The sequence below is a fragment of the Marinibium conchae genome, assembly GCF_015595035.1.
In the GTDB taxonomy this organism is placed as follows: domain Bacteria; phylum Pseudomonadota; class Gammaproteobacteria; order Enterobacterales; family Alteromonadaceae; genus Glaciecola.
This window is the reverse complement of record NZ_JADNRN010000003.1, coordinates 275,057-296,059: the sequence shown is the minus strand read 5'-3', so window position 1 is coordinate 296,059 and position 21,003 is coordinate 275,057. Positions and strand designations below refer to the sequence as shown.

Here is a 21,003-nt window from a genome sequence, read left to right as displayed (position 1 = left end):
GATGAACATATCAATTTTTGGAGAAAATCATGTCGACCATACAAATTTCATTGCTCGTTTCAGGCTTAATCGCTTCATCGTTATTTATGTGTTACGTAGATAGTAAGTACAAACTTCACTTTGTGGCTTGGTTTAATGGAGAATGTAGCAACCCCTTTAAAAGACAGCTTAACGAAAGTAATGATAATGACTTAAGCGCACCTTCTTCTCTTGATAAGGATAGAGAGATAGCAGAATTAAAAGAACGCATTCAAGTATTGGAGAGAGTGGTTACCGAGCCAGCCTATGAGCTTAATAAAAAGTTAAATGCCTTGGACTAGCACTCAGTAAAAAGCCTCTGCTTGAATAGCGCAGAGGCTCTAAATTTCGAGCCGTGCTCCTAGTTACAGAAGCCGAAACCATTGTTACTGGAGGGCAGTTCGCCATTCAGTTGCTTTGTCATATTATCAACACGGTACTCAACGAAAGAGGTCAGTCCGTATAGCCCACTCACAGTAGTCGTCTGATTCTGAATAAACTGTGAGTATGAATAAAATGCGGTGGGGTCGTTTTCTACATGCTCATCGATAAGCGCTGCAATACTGGCTATTCGGGCTGCGAAAGCATTCTTCTCCAACGGGCCATCGATTAGTTGCTGCAAGTAAGCATGGTAGCTTGCAAGATGTTCACTGTTCGAAAATACATGATTAATCATTGGTTTTTCTGCCATAGGACCGTCGGTGGGTTCATCAATATAAAGCTCGCGAATATCTTTACGAGTGCAGTCTCGATCAAAGCTACCGAAAGCTTCATTTAAGTCCCAAGGTAAAAACGAGAACACGCCATCTTGCTCGTAAATATAATAGTTGTGAGCGAGCGCGCCGTGGTAGCTGTCGAGGTTTGACAGGGCAACACTTACCGACATATATCGTAAGACTGAGTCATAATCAATAACGCTTAACGCATCACCGTAGGCCATTTCGTTTACAAAATTGATAAAAGCACCGTTATCTGATGTTTCTTCATTGGTTTTAAGCTCTACACCGCTGTAGCTGCTCATATTATCGCTGATATATTGTAAATCACTGCCAGTGCCGTCTGGCTTATATAAATCACCCTCTGCATTACTAAAATTCTTTTCGAGAAAATCACCATTGACGAATTCAACTAACAGATAGAGGCCTTTGAGTTCGTCGTTAACATACACATTTACGAAGCTATGCTCTGGGGTGGCAACCCCCATTTCTTCTAGTAAGTCGTAAGCGATGTATTCACGCATGTACGAGGGGTCGTTGAACATATTATTCAACACGAACTTCTTCATGCCGAGCAGTTTTTGCCCGTCTACATATTCATTTATGTCGATGTTAAAACTAAAGCGTTCACTACCAGAGCGGATCACAGACTGCAAACTTGAGTTACCTTTAGTGCGAATGCCAACCTCGTCTAGTGTCACGCCTTTATAGCTTACACTGGCGAGGTGGTATTCTTCGTCGCTAGCGTTGTCGAGTAAGTGTTGCCACTGCGATTCTTCAATGTCGAAATAGATAGATTCAACGCGGTCTTGAACATAGATATTCACAGCACTATTTGCTGAGTTTGGTGAAGTGCTCAGGGTGTTTTGCTGCCAGCTTCCGTCAGAAGACAAGCCATAGCTATAACCTGCAGAAACATCACTTTCCTGCCAGTCAAGATAATCAACGACTTCACCGTTAAGCATTAAGCTCAATTCGTCTTCCTTCCCTAATTTAAAAGGCACGAAGTAGCTACCTGGGTCTTCGTCGCTGGCTTGAATGACGATGTATTCACCAGGCGCAAGGCTTAATTCTGGCAATGTGACAGGCTCGATATCGTCGCTGCTATCAATTATTTGATAGTTATTAAGAAGGATGTCACTTTGGCCATTATTATATAATTCAAACCAGTCGTTGCTATCGTCATTTTGCGAGGCAACAACTTCATTGATCACTAGAGGACCACGAGTGGTTAATGTATTTGCGGCCTCTGGGCTAGGACTCAGACTATGAACTGCGTCGCTACCATCAGGAAAGCGTCCATAGCTTTTGCCAATAAGCGCTTGACCCTTTGACCATGAAATTTGGTCAACTAAATCGCTATCGAAATACAGACTAACTTGATCAGACGAGCCTAGCTTAAAGCTTATCGTGTCGAGGTTTTCAATCTCTTCGCCGCTGGCATACACGCGATAAAACTCTCCTGGTGCAATGCTTACATCAGGTAACGAAAAGCGCTCACTGCTTTCATCTGCAAGACTATAGTCACCTAAAAACACCACGCTATCGCCTGATGCATATAATTCAATCCAGTCATAACCGTCATTTGCATCTTTGGCGACTATCTCATTGATGCGTAACTGTGCGTCGTTGTTGGTGACAGTATCTAATTCTACGATAGGGTCACTTAGCTCACTATTAGGCTCACCGGCACTTGGCTGCATAGTTTGGGCGCTGCCGGTGCCATCGGTATATAAACCATAGCTATAACCTTCAGGCGCGTCTCCGTCTTCCCAGTCGAGTTGACTCACTATACTGCTACCAAGATAGAGCGTAACCGCATCATCCCCACCCAATTTGAAGTTTACATAATGCGCATCTTCCGGTGGCGTATCATCTTCGTCAATCGCCTGAATAATCAAAAAATCACCCGCGTTAAGACTGATTTCAGGTAGCGCTTGTAATTCATGTGCTTCGTTATCGTCAACTATGCTGTAGGCCGAAACATCGTCGATGTCCTCGAGAGCGTATAGCTCTATCCAATCATGCTCACCATCGGCGGGTGAAGCCACAATTTCATTGACTACCAGTTTGGCAGCGCTGTTGTCGATGGGAGAATCATTGATAATATCAACGGCGTCATTGCTTTGATCATCGCTTGTATCACTTCCCCCACAAGCACTTAGCAGTAAACTGCTTAAAATAACTGAAAATATTAATGCGGATTTTTGTGTCATGTTGCACCTAATATAAAAGACTAGTGCGGCTAAGGTAACAATAGAAAGTGCATGAAATGTGCAGAAAGAAGGGGTAGATCATGAAGAATAATTGAAATATGTTGCCGCTATTTTAATGGCTTTATGAATATCGTATTTTACGCTTGAGATATCAGCATTAATCAGTGTTTTTTTGAAATCGAAAACGATAAAAGAGCGCTGTCGTGCGCTCTTTGCTTACCCTACTTTTAAGTAATAAAGCTTAAAACTAGAAAGACAGTTGTTACGGTTTATCGTTGTTTGCGTTTTTTGCGACCCTCTGGCACGGCCACTAACTGCTCTTCAATCATTTCGCAGGTGCCCGTCAGCGTATCACCCTCTCTGTTCTCGAAGCTTACGCTATCACCTTCATTCATGCCTTCACACGCTTCTATAGCTTCAGGTGGTGGGCCTGCTGGTCTTTCTCGCTTTTTGTTTGGTTCTGCGTGAGCGAGAGACATGGCAAGGCAAAATGCAGCAGTGGCGAATAGCGAGCTTTTTACAATCGTTGTAATAAAATTAGTTTTCATTCGTTTTTCCTTTGGTCAAACATCGCTAGTGACTAGACTAGCGCTTGAAATAAAAATGGCCCACAAACGCAAAAAAAGTATGCGAGTGAACTTCACGATATAAAGGTAACAGAGGATATTGCAAAAATTGTGCAGGCAATCAGCAGATAAAAAGGTTTCGACCTTGGGCATATATCAATGCCAGTGAATTTGCATATACTACGCACATGAATATTTCGAAAAAACTATTATTAAGCATGGTGGTATTAACCTCTGTGGTCTTGGTTGCAACGCTTAGTTTGGCGCGTTGGAGCTTTGAACAGGGCTTTGCCGACTTTGTTAACGGGCTAGAGCGTGAACGACTTGGACGGTTATCGGAACAAGTCGTGCAAGCTTATGAAGACAATAATGCGTCGTGGCAGAATATCGACAGTAGCACTATTTTTGATCGCAGAAATAATCGAGAAAAGCCCCCTCGCAGACATCAAAGGCCGCCACCCAAAGGAGGCCCTGATAAAAGGCCTCCTCCCGGGCCTGACGCACGATTTAACGCAGGTCAACGAGGTGACGGTCGAGGGCCAGATAGGCCTAAAAGCACCTATCCAATTACTTTTTTGTATGATGTTGATGGCGAGCTATTGATGAGCTCTGAGAATGCAAGGCAAGAGTTTGAACACTTAAGTGAGCACGACCGTGAGGGCATAGAAATAAACTACCCGGTGTATTATCAAGGACAGGTTATAGCCAATCTTCAAAGCTGGAATCAAGCGCCTAGCGACAGTAGTTTGGCAAATCAGTTTGAACTACAGCAATTGAAAGCCTCGTTTATTATAGGTGGCATTTCCTTGGCGCTAGCCGGTGCCTTGGCATTTTTTATCGCGCAGTTATTTGTAAAGCCAATCAAACAGCTTAGCTCAGGAGTAACACAGTTAACTCAGGGCAATTTCGACATTGCTTTACCTAACACAGGAAAAGATGAGCTAGGCCAGTTAATGCGCGATACACAAGCGCTTGCTCATACACTTGAGAAAGCACGAAGCCAGAAAAACAGATGGTTTGCTGATATCTCTCACGAACTAAGAACGCCCCTCACAATTTTGCTTGGAGAAATCGAAGCTATCAAGGAAGGCTTACGTAGTTTTGATGAGAAACAACTGGTATCCATTGAGCAAGAGGTTCAAATGCTTAATCGCCTTGTCGAGGATTTGTATCAATTGTCCTTGTCAGATCTTGGCGCTCTGAAGTACGAATTTAAAGATATCGATCTCAGCAAAATGCTACATATATCGGTAGAGGCATTTACGCATCAGGCAAAAGCGAAGAATATTCAGATAAGCACAAGTATTGAGTCGCCAGTGACTTATTTAGCTGATGCTCAACGTTTTGAACAATTGATCAATAACTTACTCAAAAATGCGCTCAAGTATACTGACCATGATGGCAAGATTCACGTATCGCTTTCGCAGACTTTGACTGAAGTATACATGATAGTTGAAGATTCTCACCCTGGCGTTCCCGAGCATGAATGTGCAGCGTTATTTGAGACGCTGTATCAACGAAATAGCGCGAGAACTAGAGCGAATTCAGGCGCTGGATTGGGCTTAGCTATTTGTAAAAATATCGCTGAAAGTCATAATGCAAATATTTATGCATCGGCCTCTGAACTTGGCGGTTTGAAGGTAGTCGTAGAGATGCCAAAAGGAAGACAGTAAATGCCACAAGATAAAATATTAATCATCGAAGACGAGCCTAAAATTGCTCAGCTTATTGCTGACTTTCTAGAGCTAGACGCTTACGAGACTTCCATTGTATCTGACGGTGCGATAGCCATTGATAAGATCAAAACCTACGAGCCAAATTGCGTCATTCTCGACTTAATGTTACCGAATAAAGATGGCTTAGAAATCTGTAAAGAGCTTCGTGAGTTCAGCAATGTACCTGTGATCATGTTAACCGCCAGAGTGGACGAGATTGATCGTCTAAAAGGCCTAAAGAGCGGTGCTGATGACTATGTTTGCAAGCCTTTTTCGCCAAGAGAAATAGTGGCAAGAGTAGATGCTATTCTTAGAAGAGAACGCAGTTATCAGGAAACAAAGACCAGCAATACCTTTCACTACAAGCAAATTAGCCTTGATGTTGATGCTTTCGCATGTAAGATTGAAGACAGTATTGTCGATCTCACGCCAGTGGAGTTTCGCTTACTCTTGGCATTGGTTAAAAGCCCTGGGGCCGTGTTATCGCGAGACCAGTTAATGACGCATTGCTATCAAGATGGGCGCGTGGTGAGTGATAGAACTATCGATAGCCACATGAAAAATGTCAAACATAAACTGCACAAAGTGCTACCCGACGACCAGTTTATTCAAGCGGTATATGGCGTAGGCTATAAGCTCATCTGACAGCTTGTTAATTGCTGAGTTTCTGAAGTAAAGTCTGTAAGTAGTCCTTCTTCTTTGCCATATCTGCCAGCTTAGCTTCGAAACTATAAATGCGTTTTAGGTTTGGAAAGCTAGGTTTTTTGTTTAACAGCGACAAGCTTACAAATAGGCTAATGTAATTAAGATATAAAATCACTCGTTGAAGGCCATCTGTCGGTACCTGAACTAAGCCGAATTTCTGCGCGCTGCGGGGGTTTATTATATAGCTAGTTGTTTTCACTTTTAACGAGCTTTCGGATAAGTGTAATTGCTCTTTTTCGAATTCACTGATGAGTTCTAATAAGCCCCTAATAAAACCCTTATAAACTTCAGATTTTCGATATTCTGCCGGCATTTCTTTATCGAAACAAAAGAAATAGTCAAACAAACTAGCTCCATGCAAAACAATCAGATTGTTCTTTTCTTTTTCAGCTAACAAAAAGGGAGAAAGGTAACGTAAACTTCCCTGAGCTATGCCCGATGGAACATCAACGAAGGGCGCATATAACAGCAAAAGAATTGCAAAGCACCCAATGGAAACAAATAGTGCATTTATGGGAGAAATGAATAACCAGCTCAGAGCACAAATTAGAGCGAAGATGAAGAATAAAGCCAAGGCTAGTTTAATTTGCGTGAGCACTTGCTGACTTTTTGTTAATGCGTAGAATCGGTTTACCATCATAGTGCTCTTATCTCAGTTTTATCATTCGTAGTGTATTCGTGATTTTTTTATAAATGAAAGCAACTAGCGATAATATCCGCGTCTGCCTCGGTATTCATGATATGAAGAGAAATCCTAAAAATGTTGCCGCGCTGGTCAAAACGAACACCGGCTTGCTGAAGTCGGTGGGCGGTAGCTTCCATGTTTTTAGCACCAACACAAATACTGCCTCCTTGGCTTAAGATTTGTTCATGAGTTGGGGCAATAGTAAGCTCACTTGCCCCAGCAAGTTGTGTAAGAAGATAGCGTTTCAACGCTAAATTATGAGCTGCAATCTTACCAATGCCTATCGACAAGAATATGTTGATTGACGCATTGGCGCAAATATAGCTGGCGATACTAGGCGTGCCGCCCCAAAAACGCTTAGCACTATTCGCTGGCTTATAATGAGTAATATCGAACTCAAAAGGGTTAGCATGTGAAAACCAAGCTGTAAGATCGGGTTCAAGGCTTTCAATATCGTCTTTTTTCACGTACATAAAACCTGCACCGGGCCCGCCGCAAAGCCATTTTACACAAGAGCCAAAAACGGCGTCGGCACCCCATGCACTTACATCAACCGGCACAACCCCAACTGATTGAGCAATATCGACTAGAGCAAAGGCATCGCTTTCTTGTGCAAGTGGAATCAGTTTAGCAATGTCTGATTTAATCGATGTGTTGGAGTGGACATGAGTAAACAAACAGGCCAATACATCACCCTGACACAAACGAGAGTGCCAAGCACTTTCGTCATTTGGATCAGCAGAGATGAGTTCTAGTATTAAACCGTGGCTTTGAGCTAAACCACTTACGACGAAACCCATTGAGGCAAACGCATCTTCATTCATTAACACCACGCGTTTAGTGCTGTGCTCAGCTAGTTTTGCTATGGCACTCAAATACGACGAAAAGCCAGATGCTAGGTTAACCTGAGGGCAAATCTGATCCGCACTGGCGTTGATAAGCTTGCCCAAGCTAGTACAAAAGTCGTCAATATTCGCTAACCACTCAGGCCAAGCATCACCGCCAAGTGTTTCCCATTTATCGAAATAATGCGCATTGAGTGCTTCTTTGCAAACCCTCGGTAGCGGCCCTACCGAGTGAGAAAGTGCATAAACACCCATGGCATCAGTAAACAGTGCTTTGGCTTCGTTGATGTTCAATATAACGACCTTATGTTAATAGGCAATCATGAAATTCCCTCGTTTCATGAACATCTTAACATAGTGAATTTATATCAAACATACGGCTTTTTACGACTCTTTATTGTAAGGTCGATCAGAAACGATACGTAGCTGAAAGCCTAAAGCTCCTTGGAGTACCTGGCTGCACCCAAACATCAGCGAATGAGTTGAGGTAGTAGGTTTCATCAAACAGGTTTTCCAATTCTGCACGCACAGTAAGCTCAGAACTGAGATCGTATTTAACAAAAGCTCTGGCAATGCTGTAGCTAGGGAGTTCGAAGTCAGTACCAAAGAAACCATTACGATCGCCAACATGCAATAAACCGCCACCATACTCAACTGGCTTACCAGATATTTCACTAGATTTTATCAATTGAATGCTTAGTTGATGTTCTGGAATATTTAATAGCGGGCTACCAGCTTCAACGGTGAAACCAAAATTGGCATCAAAAAATTCGTTTTCAGTTTGCGCGTCAACATAGGTGTATGAAGCCCACAAAAACAAATCGGCAGCAACTTCACCACTTAAGTCAATTTCAATACCTTGGCTGCTCGCCTCGCCAATAGCTGCGCTGGTGAAGGCAACTGGATCGTCTACAACAAGTATATTTTCCTGCTCAACCTTAAACACTGCTACCGTGCCTGAAATATTACCTTGGTCAAGGGCGAATTTTATACCTGCTTCAAGGGAGCTAGATTGATTTGGTTCAAAGCCATCGCCATTTGCATCAATGCCGGAAAGTGGCCTAAAGTTTTCGCCAAAAGCGGCGTAAAGTGATAAGGCCTCTGAGCTTTTATACACAATACCAAATTGAGGGCTAACGCGGCTTTCACTTTGATTTACGATTGAGCCGTTGCGGCGATTGTTCAACTCTTGCTTATAGTCATCAAATCTAGCGCCGACACGAATATCGATATTATCACTGACACTGATTTGGTCTTGTAGGAATATACCCACAGACTCCTCAGTAGTCAGTCGGTCTGTATTCGGCCCTAACTCGGGTAGCTCGTATGCACCATATTCAGGGTTGAATACATTGATAAATTGATCTCCGCGCACTCGCAAGAATACTTGGTCATTTTCAAATTTATCAGAGTCGATACCCATGATTACACGGTGACGCAAACCGCCTAGTTCAAATTCACCGTTTACTTCAGCACGAAATACTCGATAGCTAGCGTCGTAGTCTCTTGAGCGGCGGAAACGATTTATTTCATCATTAATAACGTCGCCAAAGCCAGTTTCGGTTGCAACACCTTCCAATGAGGTTTCACGAAAGTTAACGCCAACCAGTGCGCTCCATTCTTGGTTGAATTCATGTTGAAATTCAATTTGATGCCCTAAAACATCCGCTTCCATTGGGCCGTCGCCCGGCTCCCCTAAGAAACGACTGGGTGGTATTAAGCCTAATTCGTTATCTATTGCAATCACACCTCGGTCGAAGGGAACTTCTTGATGGCTATATTCCAGTTCGTACACAAGTTGACTATTGTCATTAATTTGCCATGCAATTGATGGGTACAGGCCTTGGCGAGTTGTTTCTATAGTGTCGCGAAAGCTTTCTGCGTCTTCATAAAAACCGACCAAGCGAATTGCAAGCTCATTTGACAAAGGTGTTGTGTAGTCGATGTCTGCGCGGTAAGTGTCGTAGCTGCCAGCGATCAAGCGCACATAACCCTCTTCTTCAAAGTTTGGGCGCTTGGTGACTAGGTTAATCGTGCCACCGGGCTCACCGCGGCCGAATAGAGCTGCACGTGGGCCTTTCAATACTTCAACTGATTCAATTCCGGCAAGATCCCGAGATCCTCCAAAACCTTTACCGGCATTAAAACCATTTACAAGGTAATTACTAGGTAAGTTTTCATCTCCTACAAAGCCTCTCACGGCGAAGCTATTCCAAAGTCCACCAAAGTTATTTTGGCGAGCTACCGAGCTCGATAAGTCTAGCGCTTGTGATAAGTCAAAAGCACCAGCGTCTTCAAGAAGCCCGCTTCCTAAAGAAAGTTCAGACTGCGGTGTTTCCAAGGTAGCAAAGTTACCACGGTAAGCCTGACGTGCCCCTATTACCGTAACTCTTTCGATGTCTTTCGCGCCTTGTTCCGGCTCTTGCGCAACTGTGCTTGCGTTCGCTTGCACTGAAAGCAAAGCGGTAAGCACTGTGGCTAAATAACATTTTTTAAATCCTTTTTCATCTTTCATTTGTGTCTACCTTGTTTTGCTTTTTATGTTGGTTTTCATTGTTGTTAAAGTTGGGTAAGTCAGAAAGCACTGCTTTATCGAAGTCGTTTTCGAGGAACAACCACGGATAATAAAACTCACGTAATTCAGCATGGAAGCTACGAATTTCTTTTTCGTACTGAAAGGCTGCGATGGCATCGCTGTTGGCGAGTCGAGTCATTTTTCGTTGCAATAGCATTGGGGGCGAGAGCATTGCTACGTATGCGGCAAAGTCATATTTTCGTTGTGATGCGTCGGCATAGGCCTGAGATAGATTTGCAGCGGTCTGGTCGCCTACTTGCTGAAAAGCGTAATACCAGCCCCAATTGAAGCCTTCATGCTCCTTCTTATAATTTGCGTATTTGGGGTGCTTGGCGACAAAGGCATCCATGGTTGTTTCCACTGGGAGATCCCAAGCTGCGTTTACTGCTTCACGCTGCACCATAAGAATATCCCCGCCCTTTGGAGAATGCACCGCTTGCTTAATTGCCAGGTCACCTAAGATGGGTAATATGAAAACAAATAACACCCAAATAGCAATCAAGGCTGACGCTACGCGCGGAGCGCTGCTCGATTTTCTGCCCACGTAAACACTTATTAATGTCCAAAAAATGAAATATGCGAAGCACCAAAGCGAGACGAGTGCAATCGAAGACCAAGCTGTATCACTGATAAATGCAGCGACATAGAAGGGGAGAAGTAAACATAAAAATACCGCGAGTAGGCGCACAACAATTCGGGCCCCCCAAAGGTGGATTTTCATTTTTGCGGTTGTTACAAGGAGGTCATGACGACCGCTAGTGCGTTCGTTGGCACTTAAGTCGTGAAACAATAAGATTAGAAGTAGCGGCGACAATGCGGCAATAACGAACGTGAAGTCGATTTTACCGGCTTGCGCCAACTCTGCATTTTGCGCATCGCTTTCGTAAATTTGGCCCTCTAAGGCAAGCATCCTGATACGGTGCTTCCAAGGGTAAGTATCTCTCTCTCCTAGTGCGGCGAAAGCTAAGTTAGAAGGTTCAGAGTAGCTCAGGTGAAAGGTATAATAAGCCAGCGAGCCCGGATCATCATATTTAGCCTGGGCTTCTAAACGGTCAGTTTCGTCGGCAAGCTTTAAGCGCTCAATTGTTTGGCGCTGGCTTGATACTTCGCTTACACCAGTAAATACCGCGAAGGAAGATAGAATAAAAGCGCACACTAGGAGTATTAAGACGTAACGTTGACGCAGCATGAAGCGCCATTCCCTGGCGATATGTTTTGTAAAAGCGACCATTAGAACGATGCCCTCCTTGCCAAATTTTTTGACGCTAAACTTAAAAGAAGTGCCAGCATTACGCTCCAAAAGAGTAATTGTATTAAGGAGCTGAACCCGCGCTCTATGCGTACAGCGGGAGAATCAGTTGTAAATTTGAACCCTTCAATGATTTTCCAATTCTCAGCACTGACTCGCGCTTTTGCCCAGCCCTCTTCTCCATTATTGCGATTAATGTCATCGATATAATTGAGTTGTTCTATGTGTGTTTTATTCAAAGCTTGCACAAAGTCGAGCCTTAAGGTTTCAGTTTCTCGCAAGAAGCGATGATGCGTTTCAATACTAGAACCTGCGGTTAGCATAGAGAGGGAGCGAACTGCAATTTGAGGTGATAACCAACCAAATAGCCTTGCGGTCTCGGTTTGGGCTAACTCCTCTTCCATGCGCTTTTCGGCGAAGCGATTTAACACCTTGCTGAGTTCTTCTTCTGAAGCACTGGCGACAGCACCGCGAAAATTAATTGGTAAATCTTCTACCTTATCTACTTCGTATTTATCAAATAAAGACTGTTTTAACTTATTGAACGCCGGGTCGTTTGCATTGTGTCCATCGCCTAACTTTCTTAAATCAGCCAGTACCGCAAAATCAGTCTCTAGCTTGCCAGCCACGGGTACGACAACTGACGCGCTAGTACTTGCTATACGCGGCATTGCAATGCACAAGAGTATCCAAATGAAGCTTAATGCAGTGAAGCTTTCACTATTTTTAGCAAGCAGGGTTGAGCACAACAGGATAGCCAAGGTCCAAGTTAGCAAATAAAGGGTGTAGGTGAACAAGAAGTAGAGCACAACCAGTGTGCTTTCGCCTTGCACGATTGCAAATAATCCGGCGATTGCTACGGGTAGCATGATAAGTATCACAATAGAAAAAAGCGCTAATCCTTTGCCTGTAAGCAGGGTAAACATCGATGTTCCTTGAGCGAGCAAAAACGCTAGGGTTTGTGATTCACGTTCTCGCGTGATGGCACTGTAACCGATGAGAATGAGCATAAGAGGAGCGAGTACTTGAAGGATAAAGGCGGGCGACAAATTTCCCATTTTAGTCAGGCCTGTACTCTGTTTTTGTTCAGCAAACATTGCGCTATTTTGACGGTGACCTTCTAAGAATATTGAGTTACCGGTATAAGCGTCGACGCCCGGATCTAGCATACTCAGTGGTGCGGGTGTTCTGAAGGCGTAGTGTCCATAGTGCACCATTCGGTGGGGGTGACGGTCTGGCTGATCCATAAAAGTATCTTCTGAACTATTTTGCATAGCCGCTCTTTCATGAGCCAACTCGATCATGTTGATTCCCGTTACCACGACTGAGGAAAGGGTGAGTAACACGCCAATCAATAATACTGACATAGCCAGTTTTGAACGGAACCAATAGCGCCATTCGTCTTTTGCTACTGAAAGCACTGGCGAAATACTTAACGAAGCCTTAGTTTGATTACTCATTGAACTTAGACCTCTGAAGTTTGGCGCTGCGCGAACGCCGCATGCACTAGCTCAGTGTCTATTTTTTCATTTTGCTTTGCTTCAAACTGACCAACTAGCTCTCCATGTCGAAGCAAACCAATGCGATTAGCAACCTGACACGCGCCATAAACATCGTGGGTTACCATGAGCACAGTTGCGCCACTTGTTGCCAGCTCTCTTACTAAGTTGTTGAATTCATCGATAGCAACCGGATCGAGCCCTGATGTTGGTTCATCGAGTAAAAATATGGGCGCATTTCTTAGAATGGCTAAGGCAATTGCAGTTTTTTGTCGCATTCCTTTTGAAAAGGTTTGTAGCTGTTTATCGCGAGCGTCGTTTTGTAAAGAAACTCGTTCGAAAGCCTTGTCTATTTCACTTTGTGATTTACTTATTTCGGCTAACGACAAGAAATACTCTACATTTTCTCGTGCGGTAAGATGGGGGTATAGCGTCGCGTTTTCTGGCAGGTAGGCTGTTTTCCGTCTTACTTTATCAAGCGATTCGTTTACTTCGTCACCATCAATAAGTACTTTACCGCTTGAGGGCAGATTAAACCCTAAAAAGGTTTTTAGGGTAGACGATTTACCAGCTCCATTTCCGCCGAGCAAAGCATAAACTTCGCCTTTCGCGACACTGAAACTTAAGGAAGATAAAATATTTTTGTTGTCGATACTAACGCATAGAGATTTCGCTTCGAGCAAATACTTCGCTGATGAGCCAGAGTTGGTCACGATACATTCCTTGATGTTATAATATAACAGTAATGTTATATTATAACGGTCTAATGTATCAAGCTTTTTTGGTATTAACTCCGACTATTCTGAGGTAATAGAATTTCCCCAGTTTTTGTCACATAAATCGGAAATATCACGCCACCCAAACTGATTTTCACCTCAAGTTCGTATTCGATGGGTTTATCTAAATTTTTCTGCTGCAGTAAATCGACGACGAGTGACAAACCACCAAAAAGGTCAGCCTGCCCAGTTAAGCTAATATTTTCACTTCCATAACCCGCAATTTTGGGTATTTGATTTGTGACTCCTGAGAACACCTGGTTGCCTTTGATGCTCGCACTGTATGACAGCCCTTTTACATCTAACGCAAAATCGTTTGGATTACTGATGTTCAAGCCAATTTCAAAAGTGGGGTTGACCGTGTTACCCGGCAACAATCTGAACGAACTCACTTTTATGTCAGGCTCTTCAAAGTGAGGTTGGAGAGTGGCACATGCCGAAAGCATCAATAGTGTAATAATGATGCCAATGTATTTGTGTAGAGCTGTCATGCTTTTTCCTTGTTAAGCTTACGTCATGCTACCAGTATAAGCTGCTTGTGTTTGTATTGTTGATCGCGTTAATTATGAAGTAGCAGAAACGAAATTAACCCTTGCTCCATATAGCTCTAGTGGGCAACGCAGGCATGGCGAACGAAGCCCAAAGATTGTTTACCAATTAGCTTTTCGCTCACTTTTATAAAAACGCCAGACAAAGGCTGCCCCTATCGTATAAGTTACCTCTTTCTCAAATAATGGACTGTCTTTGTTAGCAGCCCTACTGTGAAACTGGGCAGAACTTCCAATAAATGCACGTATGTCTTTATTCACTCTAAATGAAAGCCCTAAAGAAAGCTCTGAGCCTAAATAGCCTGATTTAGCATCGTAGGCTGGGCGCTCTGCAGTGGCAAATTCAGGTGCCACTTCGTAAAAATAATCATGGGTTCTCTCAGTTGCAAAAATAGCACCAACGGATAGCGTTAAGGCTGTATCAGGATGCTTAAAGCCACGATGTTGATAGGAAATTTGGGGCTCTAAAATAAAACCTCGATCGTCTATGCTGCCAAAGTCGGTTGAAAATACCGCCCTCGCTTGCAGGCGCAAATCTAAGCGGCCCTTTCCGTAATCTGTACCGGTAGAGTCACCGGCCGCATTTTTGTCAAAGTCATAATTACCCAACATATAGATAGCCTGAGGCCCTATTTCTAATAGGAAATCAAGCTCAGGCATACCTTCACGCGCTGTGTTGTCTTCGCTATCAGAGGGAAGCGCCGCGCCAAAAGAGAAATCAACCTCAAAGTTCTTTTGTTCAACAACAACCGCGCGCGCGCCGCCGCCATCACCAATACGGAATGTATCGCCACGATATACGATAAATGGTAATACTGCAGTGTTGAAGCGTGAATCGCCGGATGCAGGGTATTTTGCCGTGTTGAAAGAGCCACCGCCAGCGCCTAGCTCCCATAGCGAAAGCTCTTCATTCACCCCTTCAAAGCCTGTTAGAGAGCGTTCGATTCGAATGTCTGCTTCACCAACATCATTGCCTAGCGACACTCCGTTATCTGCTTCTAATACCTCAGTTTTAACACTAGAAATAGCTGACGCTGAGACAGCGCTGCGCTCTATTGAGGCTTCGCTCGATTCATTCGCGTACGCAGCGCATGGCGAAAGAACCAAAAGCAACGCACATAGGCGAGTGAAATGACTATTGAAAGTTGCACTATTTACAACCCGATTACCTACTATTATACGCATCTTATGCCTTGCTTATGTCATGCCAATGAAACTAGTACGTATTTATACCGTGAAATGTTTATTCACCGGCAGGTCGCGAATGCGTTTACCTGACGCTCGATAGATAGCGTTTGCTAAACTGGCAGCAACCGGCGGTGTGCCTGGCTCGCCAACACCACCTGGGATTTCGTCAGATTCTACGATATAGCTAACAATTTTAGGGCTTTGCGGCATTCTTAAAACCTGATAGTCGCTATAGTTTGATTGTTGTACAGCGCCATCTTTAACCGTAATCTCACCCATTAGCGCTAACGATAAGCCAAAGATCATCGAGCCTTCTTGCTGTGAGCGAACGCGGTCAGGGTTCACTATAGTGCCCGCATCAATACTAGAATGCATTTCGAGTACTTCCACTTTGCCATTTTTTACACGAACTTTAGTTGCCACGGCAACATAGCTAACAAAGCTTCGATGCGCACTAATGCCCCAAGCCTCACCTTCTGCGGTGGCCTTATTTGCTCCTGATTTACTGACTACATCGTTCAGTACGTGCTTTAGGCGTTTGGTATCTATAGGAAAGTTGTCGAGTGGCTCGCCATAATTGCCATACTTGAAGCCTTCTTTCGTTGGGTCAACTTTTCTGTCTTCGCCTAGCAATTGTTGCCACATATCGTGGGCTGGTATGTTTGCAGCTACAGCAAGCTCGTCTACAAAACTCCCTTGCGCGAATGCATGCTGAATATTACTGACCGAACGAACCCACCCAATACGCAAATGCGCAGGCGCTTTGTGAGTTTCACAACTTAGATTGCTCACGGCAAATGGCACATCGCCAAAACCCAAGCTAAGCTCGCCGTCGGATGGTTCGTCGGCACTTCCATTGAAAGTCCAGCTAATACTGGGGAAAGCCGTACGCTGAACCCAAGATTCGACTTGATTCTTATCATTCATACCCGCAATGAAATGCTGTGAGCTGATAGCGTGATAGTAGCCTTGTTTGATATCGTCTTCACGGCTCCATACAACCTTCACGGGTTTACCGGTGTGCTTTGCAAGCAGAGCAGCTTCTATTGAAAAATCAGGCTTTGACTTGCGGCCGAATGCGCCGCCTAATAAGGTTACGTTGATTTTTACTTTGTCTTTTTCGATGCCTAATGCACCCGCAACATTTTGCTGTGTGCTTTGAGGCGTTTGAGTACATGCCCATATTTCACAATGGCCATCCTTAAAGACTGCCGTTGCCGCAGGTGGCTCCATTGGCGCATGCACTAAGTAGGGCATTGTATAGGTAGCAGAGTGGGTTTTCGCGGCTTTCTCTATCGCTTGATAGGCATCGCCTCTAGCGCGAATAGATTTGCCTTTATTAACTATTCGCTTATTGAGCTCTGTTAAATATTGCTCAGAGTTGTGGCTCGAATGTTCACTTGCTCCCCAGGTGATATTCAGCGCCTTTCTGCCTTGCAATGCAGCCCATGTATTGTTGGCAATAACAGCGACACCATTCATAGGATTGAAGAGAACAGGGCTTGGTTGTGTAGGCATTTGATACACATCTACCACCCCCTTAACTTTTGTCGCGGCGGTTTTATCAAAGCCTTCAACTTTTGAACCCACAACTGGGTTACGCTCAATACTGGCATATAGCATGCCTTCAAGTTTAATATCTTGGCCAAATACTGTGTTTCCCGTAACAATATCGGGTAAGTCGATAATTTGCATTGGCTTGCCAATGTATTTAAAGTCTTTTTTCGACTTGTAAGTGAGGCTATCAACCGCTGGCGCTGTGACCTTGGCAGCGGCATCAGCAAGAGAGCCAAAAGATATGCGCTTGCCACTTGCTTTGTGCACCACAAAGCTGTCTTTTGCGAATACCTCGTCTAAAGGCACTTGCCATTGATCAGCCGCAGCTTGCTCTAACATCGTCCGCGCCATCGCACCCATTTCACGCATCTTCGTGTAGAAGTTACGAATAGAGCGCGAACCATCGGTATTCTGGCTTCCATACGCTTCATTGGCTAAGCCTTGAACCACATTGACGTCTTCCCAGTTTACGCAAAGTTCGTCGGCGACAATTTGTGGAATACTGGTGCGGATACCTTGGCCCATTTCACTGCGATGACAAATAATATTGACTTGGCCGTTGTGCTCAATACTCACAAACAAATTTAGGTCTTTACTATGGTTTTCACTGGTGTGAGCCCAAGCTGGTAAACTTACTGGAAGCATTGAACCGAGTACTAGACCTGTTGCGCTTAGGCCAGTCATTTTAAGAAAAGCTCTGCGGCTTAGCGCTTTAGGTGATTCTTGTAGAGGGCGGCTCATGCGTTATCTCCCACATTTTTAGCTAAGTTGAAGTCAAAATGTTGCGCTGGGCTTTCAGCATGTTGGCTGGCTTGTTTGCCCGATTGCATGGCTGCAGCGTCTTTGATAGCAGCCTTTATTCGAGGATAGGTGCCGCAACGGCAAATATTACCTTGCATAGCTGTATCAATTGCTTCGTCACTCGGATTTGGATTAGACTCAAGCAAGGCAACTGCCGCCATGATTTGACCCGATTGGCAGTATCCGCACTGTGGCACATTGTTGTCTAACCATGCTTGCTGAACCGGATGACTGGCATCTTTAGGCAAGCCTTCAATAGTCGTGATCTTTTTACCAGAGATTGCCGACAACGGCATAACACAAGAGCGAATAGGGCTACCATCCATATGCACTGTGCAAGCACCACATTGAGCAATACCACAACCGTATTTGGTTCCGGTCATGTCTAGCACATCGCGCAAAGCCCAAAGTAGAGGCATACTGGGGTCGGCGTCAACTTCTATGGGATTGTTGTTCAAGGTAAAACTGATCATGTTATGTCCTTTATACTCGTTTTTTAGCTTCCAAAGAAGCTTGTACTTGCAGTAAGTCGCTCGGCGTGTCGACATCAATACTGGCCTCGGCCATATCTACCTCGATCACGTCTACTGCGTTGGCAATAATATCTTTTGCACCCTTGTCAGCGCGCAATGTTGCTAAATCTGGAAAAATACTTCTGGGAAAAATCGCAGGCGCGCCAATTCGCTCTTTCCCAGCATGATGAAAACGGCTTGCAACAATACAACTAGGATGTTTTGTCGCCCTCTCTATTAACAGATTACACTGCTTCTCGCGAATTGCCACCTGATCAGCCAAGCCAATTAGTACATGACTGCATGCTTCTGGCAATTTTTGTATACTATCGGCAATGCTTGCCCCCATTCCATAATGCCAATTTTCAGCGAAGAGAATGTTAACCTTATCGTCTATTTCATTTCGAATGGCTTCACTATTTGCGCCTAAAACAACTGTGAAAGAGTGTAGGTTTGAATTAGAAAAGCCTTCAATCGCAAGCCTAATAAGCGATTGACCGTTAAGTTTTGCGAGCTGTTTCGCCTGACCAAATCGTCTGCTTGCACCTGCGGCTAAAAGTAGGCCGTGAAAGTATGGAGCTTGCACATTCGACATTAAGTATCCTTCCTCTATCAGCGTTAGCAGCATGGTAACAAATGCTTCATGTCTTTGCTGTTACTACTAACGTCCTTTGAGCGACGCTTACCTTTCTGACCTTTCACTAACGGCATACTGACATAAGTCAACAGAAATAGGGTTTATTGCTTGAATTGCTTATTATTCCATCATACTCTGAGCGCTTATCAGGAGCGACAGGCAGTGCTTATTATCCTCAAAAAACTTCAACAAATCAGTTCCCTATTTTCCGTGAGTTCGTTTGAAAGTGAGCCAATTTTGCAGTTTAGGCTAGAAATGTTTAAACGAATAATATTTGTGTGCATTGCTTGTATTGCTTTGTTCAATTTCTATTTTCTCTATGTGGGTAAATACCTTACCTTTGCTGTTCTGTGCATTGCTTTAGTCGCTTATTTTGCTTGTTACTACTTGGCTAAATTAAAAAGTGTAAAAATGGGCTCGGCATTGTTCCTAGCTGCATCGACAGGTTTTACGTGCTTTTTTATGTGGAGAAATGAAGGCTTATTCGATGAAGCGATTATTGCCTTTCCCGGCTTTTTGATTTTTGCTGTGATGATTTCTAGCTTTACGCTCGCTCGTTGGTTGCTCGTTTTTATAATTGTAAACGTGTTGGCAATAGGGCTTGTAAATGAATACGGTATTTATACTCATCCGACAAATGCCTCGGATCTCGATTCTGCCATTGTTCTAAGTATTATGCTGATAATGGTGAGTGCAAGTGCATACGTTGCATTCGTCAGTATTCATAGACTCCTAAATAATTTGTCTGCCGAAAATGAAAAGGTAAAAAAGTCTCAGCGCGAGATTTTTCGCCTACAAAATCATGACCCTTTAACTGGCCTTCCCAATCGTATTTTAGCGCAGCAGATATTCGAAGAAAGACTCAAAATTGGTAACCGTGAGGGCTTTGAAACCTCATTATTGTTTATTGATTTAGATAATTTTAAAACCATAAATGACACTTATGGTCATGCTACTGGGGATGAGTTACTAAAAGCTATTGCTCAACGTTTGCAAAACTCGATACGCGACACTGATACTGCATGTCGTTTTGGCGGCGATGAGTTTGTTGTAGTGGCGATGCATGAAAGAAACGAACGCTTTGATCACGAATCTGCATTGGCCGAAAAGCTGGTAAAAGGCCTCAGCGAAACTATTTCAATAGAGCATGCGCAGGTATCTCCAACAGTTTCAATTGGTATTTCGGTTGCACCGACGGATGCGACAAGCTTCGAAGAACTATATAAAAAAGCTGACCTAGCGATGTATGCTGCTAAGGAGTCTGGCCGCAATGCCTACCAATATTATTCAACCGAAATGCAAAGTAATAGCGCTCGTTATTTAAAGATTGCTCAGGCACTACGAAATGCACTTAGCAACAATGAATTTGAGCTACATTACCAAAGCACCCAACGCTTGAGCGATGGTAAAGTAATGTCTGCTGAGGCGCTACTTCGTTGGCATCACCCAAGCATTAAAGATATGTACCCTGATGAATTCATACCTATCGCTGAGCGTTCTGGGCGTATTCAAGAAATCGGCGCATGGGTATTAAGTGAAGCAGTAAAAACCTGTAAATCTTGGCATCAAAATGGCTTTGAAGATATGTCGATTGCGGTTAATGTATCTGCCATTCAGTTCCACCGAGGCAATTTTGCAGAGTTAGTCAAAACCGTACTAGAAGAGAATAAGCTCGACGGAAAATATCTTACTTTGGAACTCACAGAGTCTTTATTGTTTGATATTAAAAACAAGTTTAGCGATACCGTTTCAAAACTAGTGAAAATGGGCGTAAAAATAGCGGTTGATGACTTTGGTACAGGGTATTCAAATTTAGGCTACCTGCATAAAAATGATATTAGTATTTTAAAGATTGATCGCAGCTTCATCAGTAAAATACACGAATCAAGTCATGATTTAGCCTTGGTTGAGAGTATGATCCAAATGTCTAAATCTCTTGATATGGCAATAATTGCTGAAGGTATAGAGACTGAAGAAAGTAGAGACAAACTGCGGAACATGGCTTGCCATTACGGGCAAGGTTATCTGTGGAATAAACCAATGAATGCAGCGCGTTTTGCAGATTTTCTTAAAGGCAATTAACGCCATGCGTAGCGACGGTACTTTGCGCTCAATATTAAATAAATATGGTGTGGACGACTGGATGTAAATGCTACTTCGGGTTAGGCTATTTGCTCTTTTAACTTATTACAAGC

The 21,003-nt window shown here is 43.7% G+C and carries 17 protein-coding genes; 4 read left to right on the top strand and 13 right to left on the bottom strand.

Annotated elements, in window-relative coordinates; translation table 11 throughout:
- The first annotated feature begins 29 nt into the window (after positions 1-29).
- Positions 30-320 (top strand): hypothetical protein, encoded by a 291-nt coding sequence (locus ISG33_RS12720; RefSeq protein ID WP_195733993.1) that lies wholly within the window; start codon positions 30-32, stop codon positions 318-320.
- 59 nt (positions 321-379) lie between these two features.
- Here ISG33_RS12720 and ISG33_RS12715 read toward each other — a convergent pair whose 3' ends face one another.
- The gene (locus tag ISG33_RS12715; RefSeq protein WP_195733992.1) at positions 380-2,950 is read right to left on the bottom strand and encodes a CotH kinase family protein; all 2,571 of its coding nucleotides are present in this window, start codon (positions 2,948-2,950) and stop codon (positions 380-382) included.
- Between the two features lie 269 nt (positions 2,951-3,219).
- Complete coding sequence (locus tag ISG33_RS12710; protein ID WP_195733991.1) at positions 3,220-3,498, bottom strand: hypothetical protein; 279 nt, start codon at positions 3,496-3,498, stop codon at positions 3,220-3,222.
- A gap of 206 nt (positions 3,499-3,704) precedes the next feature.
- Here ISG33_RS12710 and ISG33_RS12705 point away from each other — a divergent pair, with 206 nt between their 5' ends.
- Both ISG33_RS12705 and ISG33_RS12700 read left to right on the top strand, forming a co-directional pair.
- On the top strand, positions 3,705-5,189 hold the full coding sequence (locus ISG33_RS12705) for an ATP-binding protein (protein ID WP_195733990.1): 1,485 nt from the start codon (positions 3,705-3,707) through the stop codon (positions 5,187-5,189).
- Entirely contained in the window at positions 5,190-5,876 is a 687-nt protein-coding gene (locus ISG33_RS12700) for a response regulator (RefSeq protein WP_195733989.1), read from the top strand. It begins immediately after the preceding gene.
- Between the two features lie 7 nt (positions 5,877-5,883).
- Here ISG33_RS12700 and ISG33_RS12695 read toward each other — a convergent pair whose 3' ends face one another.
- From ISG33_RS12695 to ISG33_RS12645, 11 genes are all read right to left on the bottom strand, one after another.
- On the bottom strand, positions 5,884-6,576 hold the full coding sequence (locus ISG33_RS12695) for a hypothetical protein (protein ID WP_195733988.1): 693 nt from the start codon (positions 6,574-6,576) through the stop codon (positions 5,884-5,886).
- 47 nt (positions 6,577-6,623) lie between these two features.
- The gene (locus ISG33_RS12690; RefSeq protein ID WP_229333583.1) at positions 6,624-7,760 is read right to left on the bottom strand and encodes an aminotransferase class V-fold PLP-dependent enzyme; all 1,137 of its coding nucleotides are present in this window, start codon (positions 7,758-7,760) and stop codon (positions 6,624-6,626) included.
- A gap of 115 nt (positions 7,761-7,875) precedes the next feature.
- The gene (locus ISG33_RS12685) at positions 7,876-9,981 is read right to left on the bottom strand and encodes a TonB-dependent siderophore receptor (RefSeq protein ID WP_195733987.1); all 2,106 of its coding nucleotides are present in this window, start codon (positions 9,979-9,981) and stop codon (positions 7,876-7,878) included.
- A complete protein-coding gene (locus ISG33_RS12680) occupies positions 9,971-11,272 on the bottom strand; it encodes a DUF3526 domain-containing protein (RefSeq protein WP_195733986.1) in 1,302 nt (433 codons plus the stop codon). Before ISG33_RS12680 ends, ISG33_RS12685 begins: the two co-directional genes overlap by 11 nt.
- Positions 11,272-12,750 (bottom strand): ABC transporter permease, encoded by a 1,479-nt coding sequence (locus tag ISG33_RS12675; RefSeq protein WP_195733985.1) that lies wholly within the window; start codon positions 12,748-12,750, stop codon positions 11,272-11,274. The genes ISG33_RS12680 and ISG33_RS12675 overlap by 1 nt, the downstream gene beginning before the upstream one ends.
- A gap of 5 nt (positions 12,751-12,755) precedes the next feature.
- Positions 12,756-13,502, bottom strand: a complete 747-nt coding sequence (locus ISG33_RS12670; RefSeq protein ID WP_195733984.1) for an ABC transporter ATP-binding protein — start codon at positions 13,500-13,502, stop codon at positions 12,756-12,758.
- Between the two features lie 74 nt (positions 13,503-13,576).
- Positions 13,577-14,056 (bottom strand): LEA/WHy family protein, encoded by a 480-nt coding sequence (locus ISG33_RS12665; RefSeq protein ID WP_195733983.1) that lies wholly within the window; start codon positions 14,054-14,056, stop codon positions 13,577-13,579.
- 159 nt (positions 14,057-14,215) lie between these two features.
- The gene (locus ISG33_RS12660) at positions 14,216-15,298 is read right to left on the bottom strand and encodes a MipA/OmpV family protein (protein ID WP_195733982.1); all 1,083 of its coding nucleotides are present in this window, start codon (positions 15,296-15,298) and stop codon (positions 14,216-14,218) included.
- 42 nt (positions 15,299-15,340) lie between these two features.
- The gene (locus ISG33_RS12655) at positions 15,341-17,599 is read right to left on the bottom strand and encodes a xanthine dehydrogenase family protein molybdopterin-binding subunit (protein ID WP_195733981.1); all 2,259 of its coding nucleotides are present in this window, start codon (positions 17,597-17,599) and stop codon (positions 15,341-15,343) included.
- Positions 17,596-18,132 (bottom strand): (2Fe-2S)-binding protein, encoded by a 537-nt coding sequence (locus tag ISG33_RS12650; RefSeq protein ID WP_195733980.1) that lies wholly within the window; start codon positions 18,130-18,132, stop codon positions 17,596-17,598. The genes ISG33_RS12655 and ISG33_RS12650 overlap by 4 nt, the downstream gene beginning before the upstream one ends.
- A gap of 10 nt (positions 18,133-18,142) precedes the next feature.
- Entirely contained in the window at positions 18,143-18,766 is a 624-nt protein-coding gene (locus tag ISG33_RS12645; protein ID WP_195733979.1) for a nucleotidyltransferase family protein, read from the bottom strand.
- Between the two features lie 297 nt (positions 18,767-19,063).
- Between ISG33_RS12645 and ISG33_RS12640 the strand changes: the two genes are divergently transcribed.
- Complete coding sequence (locus ISG33_RS12640) at positions 19,064-20,890, top strand: putative bifunctional diguanylate cyclase/phosphodiesterase (protein WP_195733978.1); 1,827 nt, start codon at positions 19,064-19,066, stop codon at positions 20,888-20,890.
- Positions 20,891-21,003: the final 113 nt, after the last annotated feature.

Bases quoted from the DNA above. Each gene is read 5' to 3' on its own strand.
- ISG33_RS12720 (WP_195733993.1), top strand. From the start codon at position 30: ATGTCGACCATACAAATTTCATTGCTCGTTTCAGGCTTAATCGCTTCA.
- ISG33_RS12715 (WP_195733992.1), bottom strand. From the start codon at position 2,950: ATGACACAAAAATCCGCATTAATATTTTCAGTTATTTTAAGCAGTTTA.
- ISG33_RS12710 (WP_195733991.1), bottom strand. From the start codon at position 3,498: ATGAAAACTAATTTTATTACAACGATTGTAAAAAGCTCGCTATTCGCC.
- ISG33_RS12705 (WP_195733990.1), top strand. From the start codon at position 3,705: ATGAATATTTCGAAAAAACTATTATTAAGCATGGTGGTATTAACCTCT.
- ISG33_RS12700 (WP_195733989.1), top strand. From the start codon at position 5,190: ATGCCACAAGATAAAATATTAATCATCGAAGACGAGCCTAAAATTGCT.
- ISG33_RS12695 (WP_195733988.1), bottom strand. From the start codon at position 6,576: ATGATGGTAAACCGATTCTACGCATTAACAAAAAGTCAGCAAGTGCTC.
- ISG33_RS12685 (WP_195733987.1), bottom strand. From the start codon at position 9,981: ATGAAAGATGAAAAAGGATTTAAAAAATGTTATTTAGCCACAGTGCTT.
- ISG33_RS12680 (WP_195733986.1), bottom strand. From the start codon at position 11,272: ATGGTCGCTTTTACAAAACATATCGCCAGGGAATGGCGCTTCATGCTG.
- ISG33_RS12675 (WP_195733985.1), bottom strand. From the start codon at position 12,750: ATGAGTAATCAAACTAAGGCTTCGTTAAGTATTTCGCCAGTGCTTTCA.
- ISG33_RS12665 (WP_195733983.1), bottom strand. From the start codon at position 14,056: ATGACAGCTCTACACAAATACATTGGCATCATTATTACACTATTGATG.
- ISG33_RS12660 (WP_195733982.1), bottom strand. From the start codon at position 15,298: ATGCGTATAATAGTAGGTAATCGGGTTGTAAATAGTGCAACTTTCAAT.
- ISG33_RS12655 (WP_195733981.1), bottom strand. From the start codon at position 17,599: ATGAGCCGCCCTCTACAAGAATCACCTAAAGCGCTAAGCCGCAGAGCT.
- ISG33_RS12650 (WP_195733980.1), bottom strand. From the start codon at position 18,132: ATGATCAGTTTTACCTTGAACAACAATCCCATAGAAGTTGACGCCGAC.
- ISG33_RS12645 (WP_195733979.1), bottom strand. From the start codon at position 18,766: ATGTCGAATGTGCAAGCTCCATACTTTCACGGCCTACTTTTAGCCGCA.
- ISG33_RS12640 (WP_195733978.1), top strand. From the start codon at position 19,064: ATGTTTAAACGAATAATATTTGTGTGCATTGCTTGTATTGCTTTGTTC.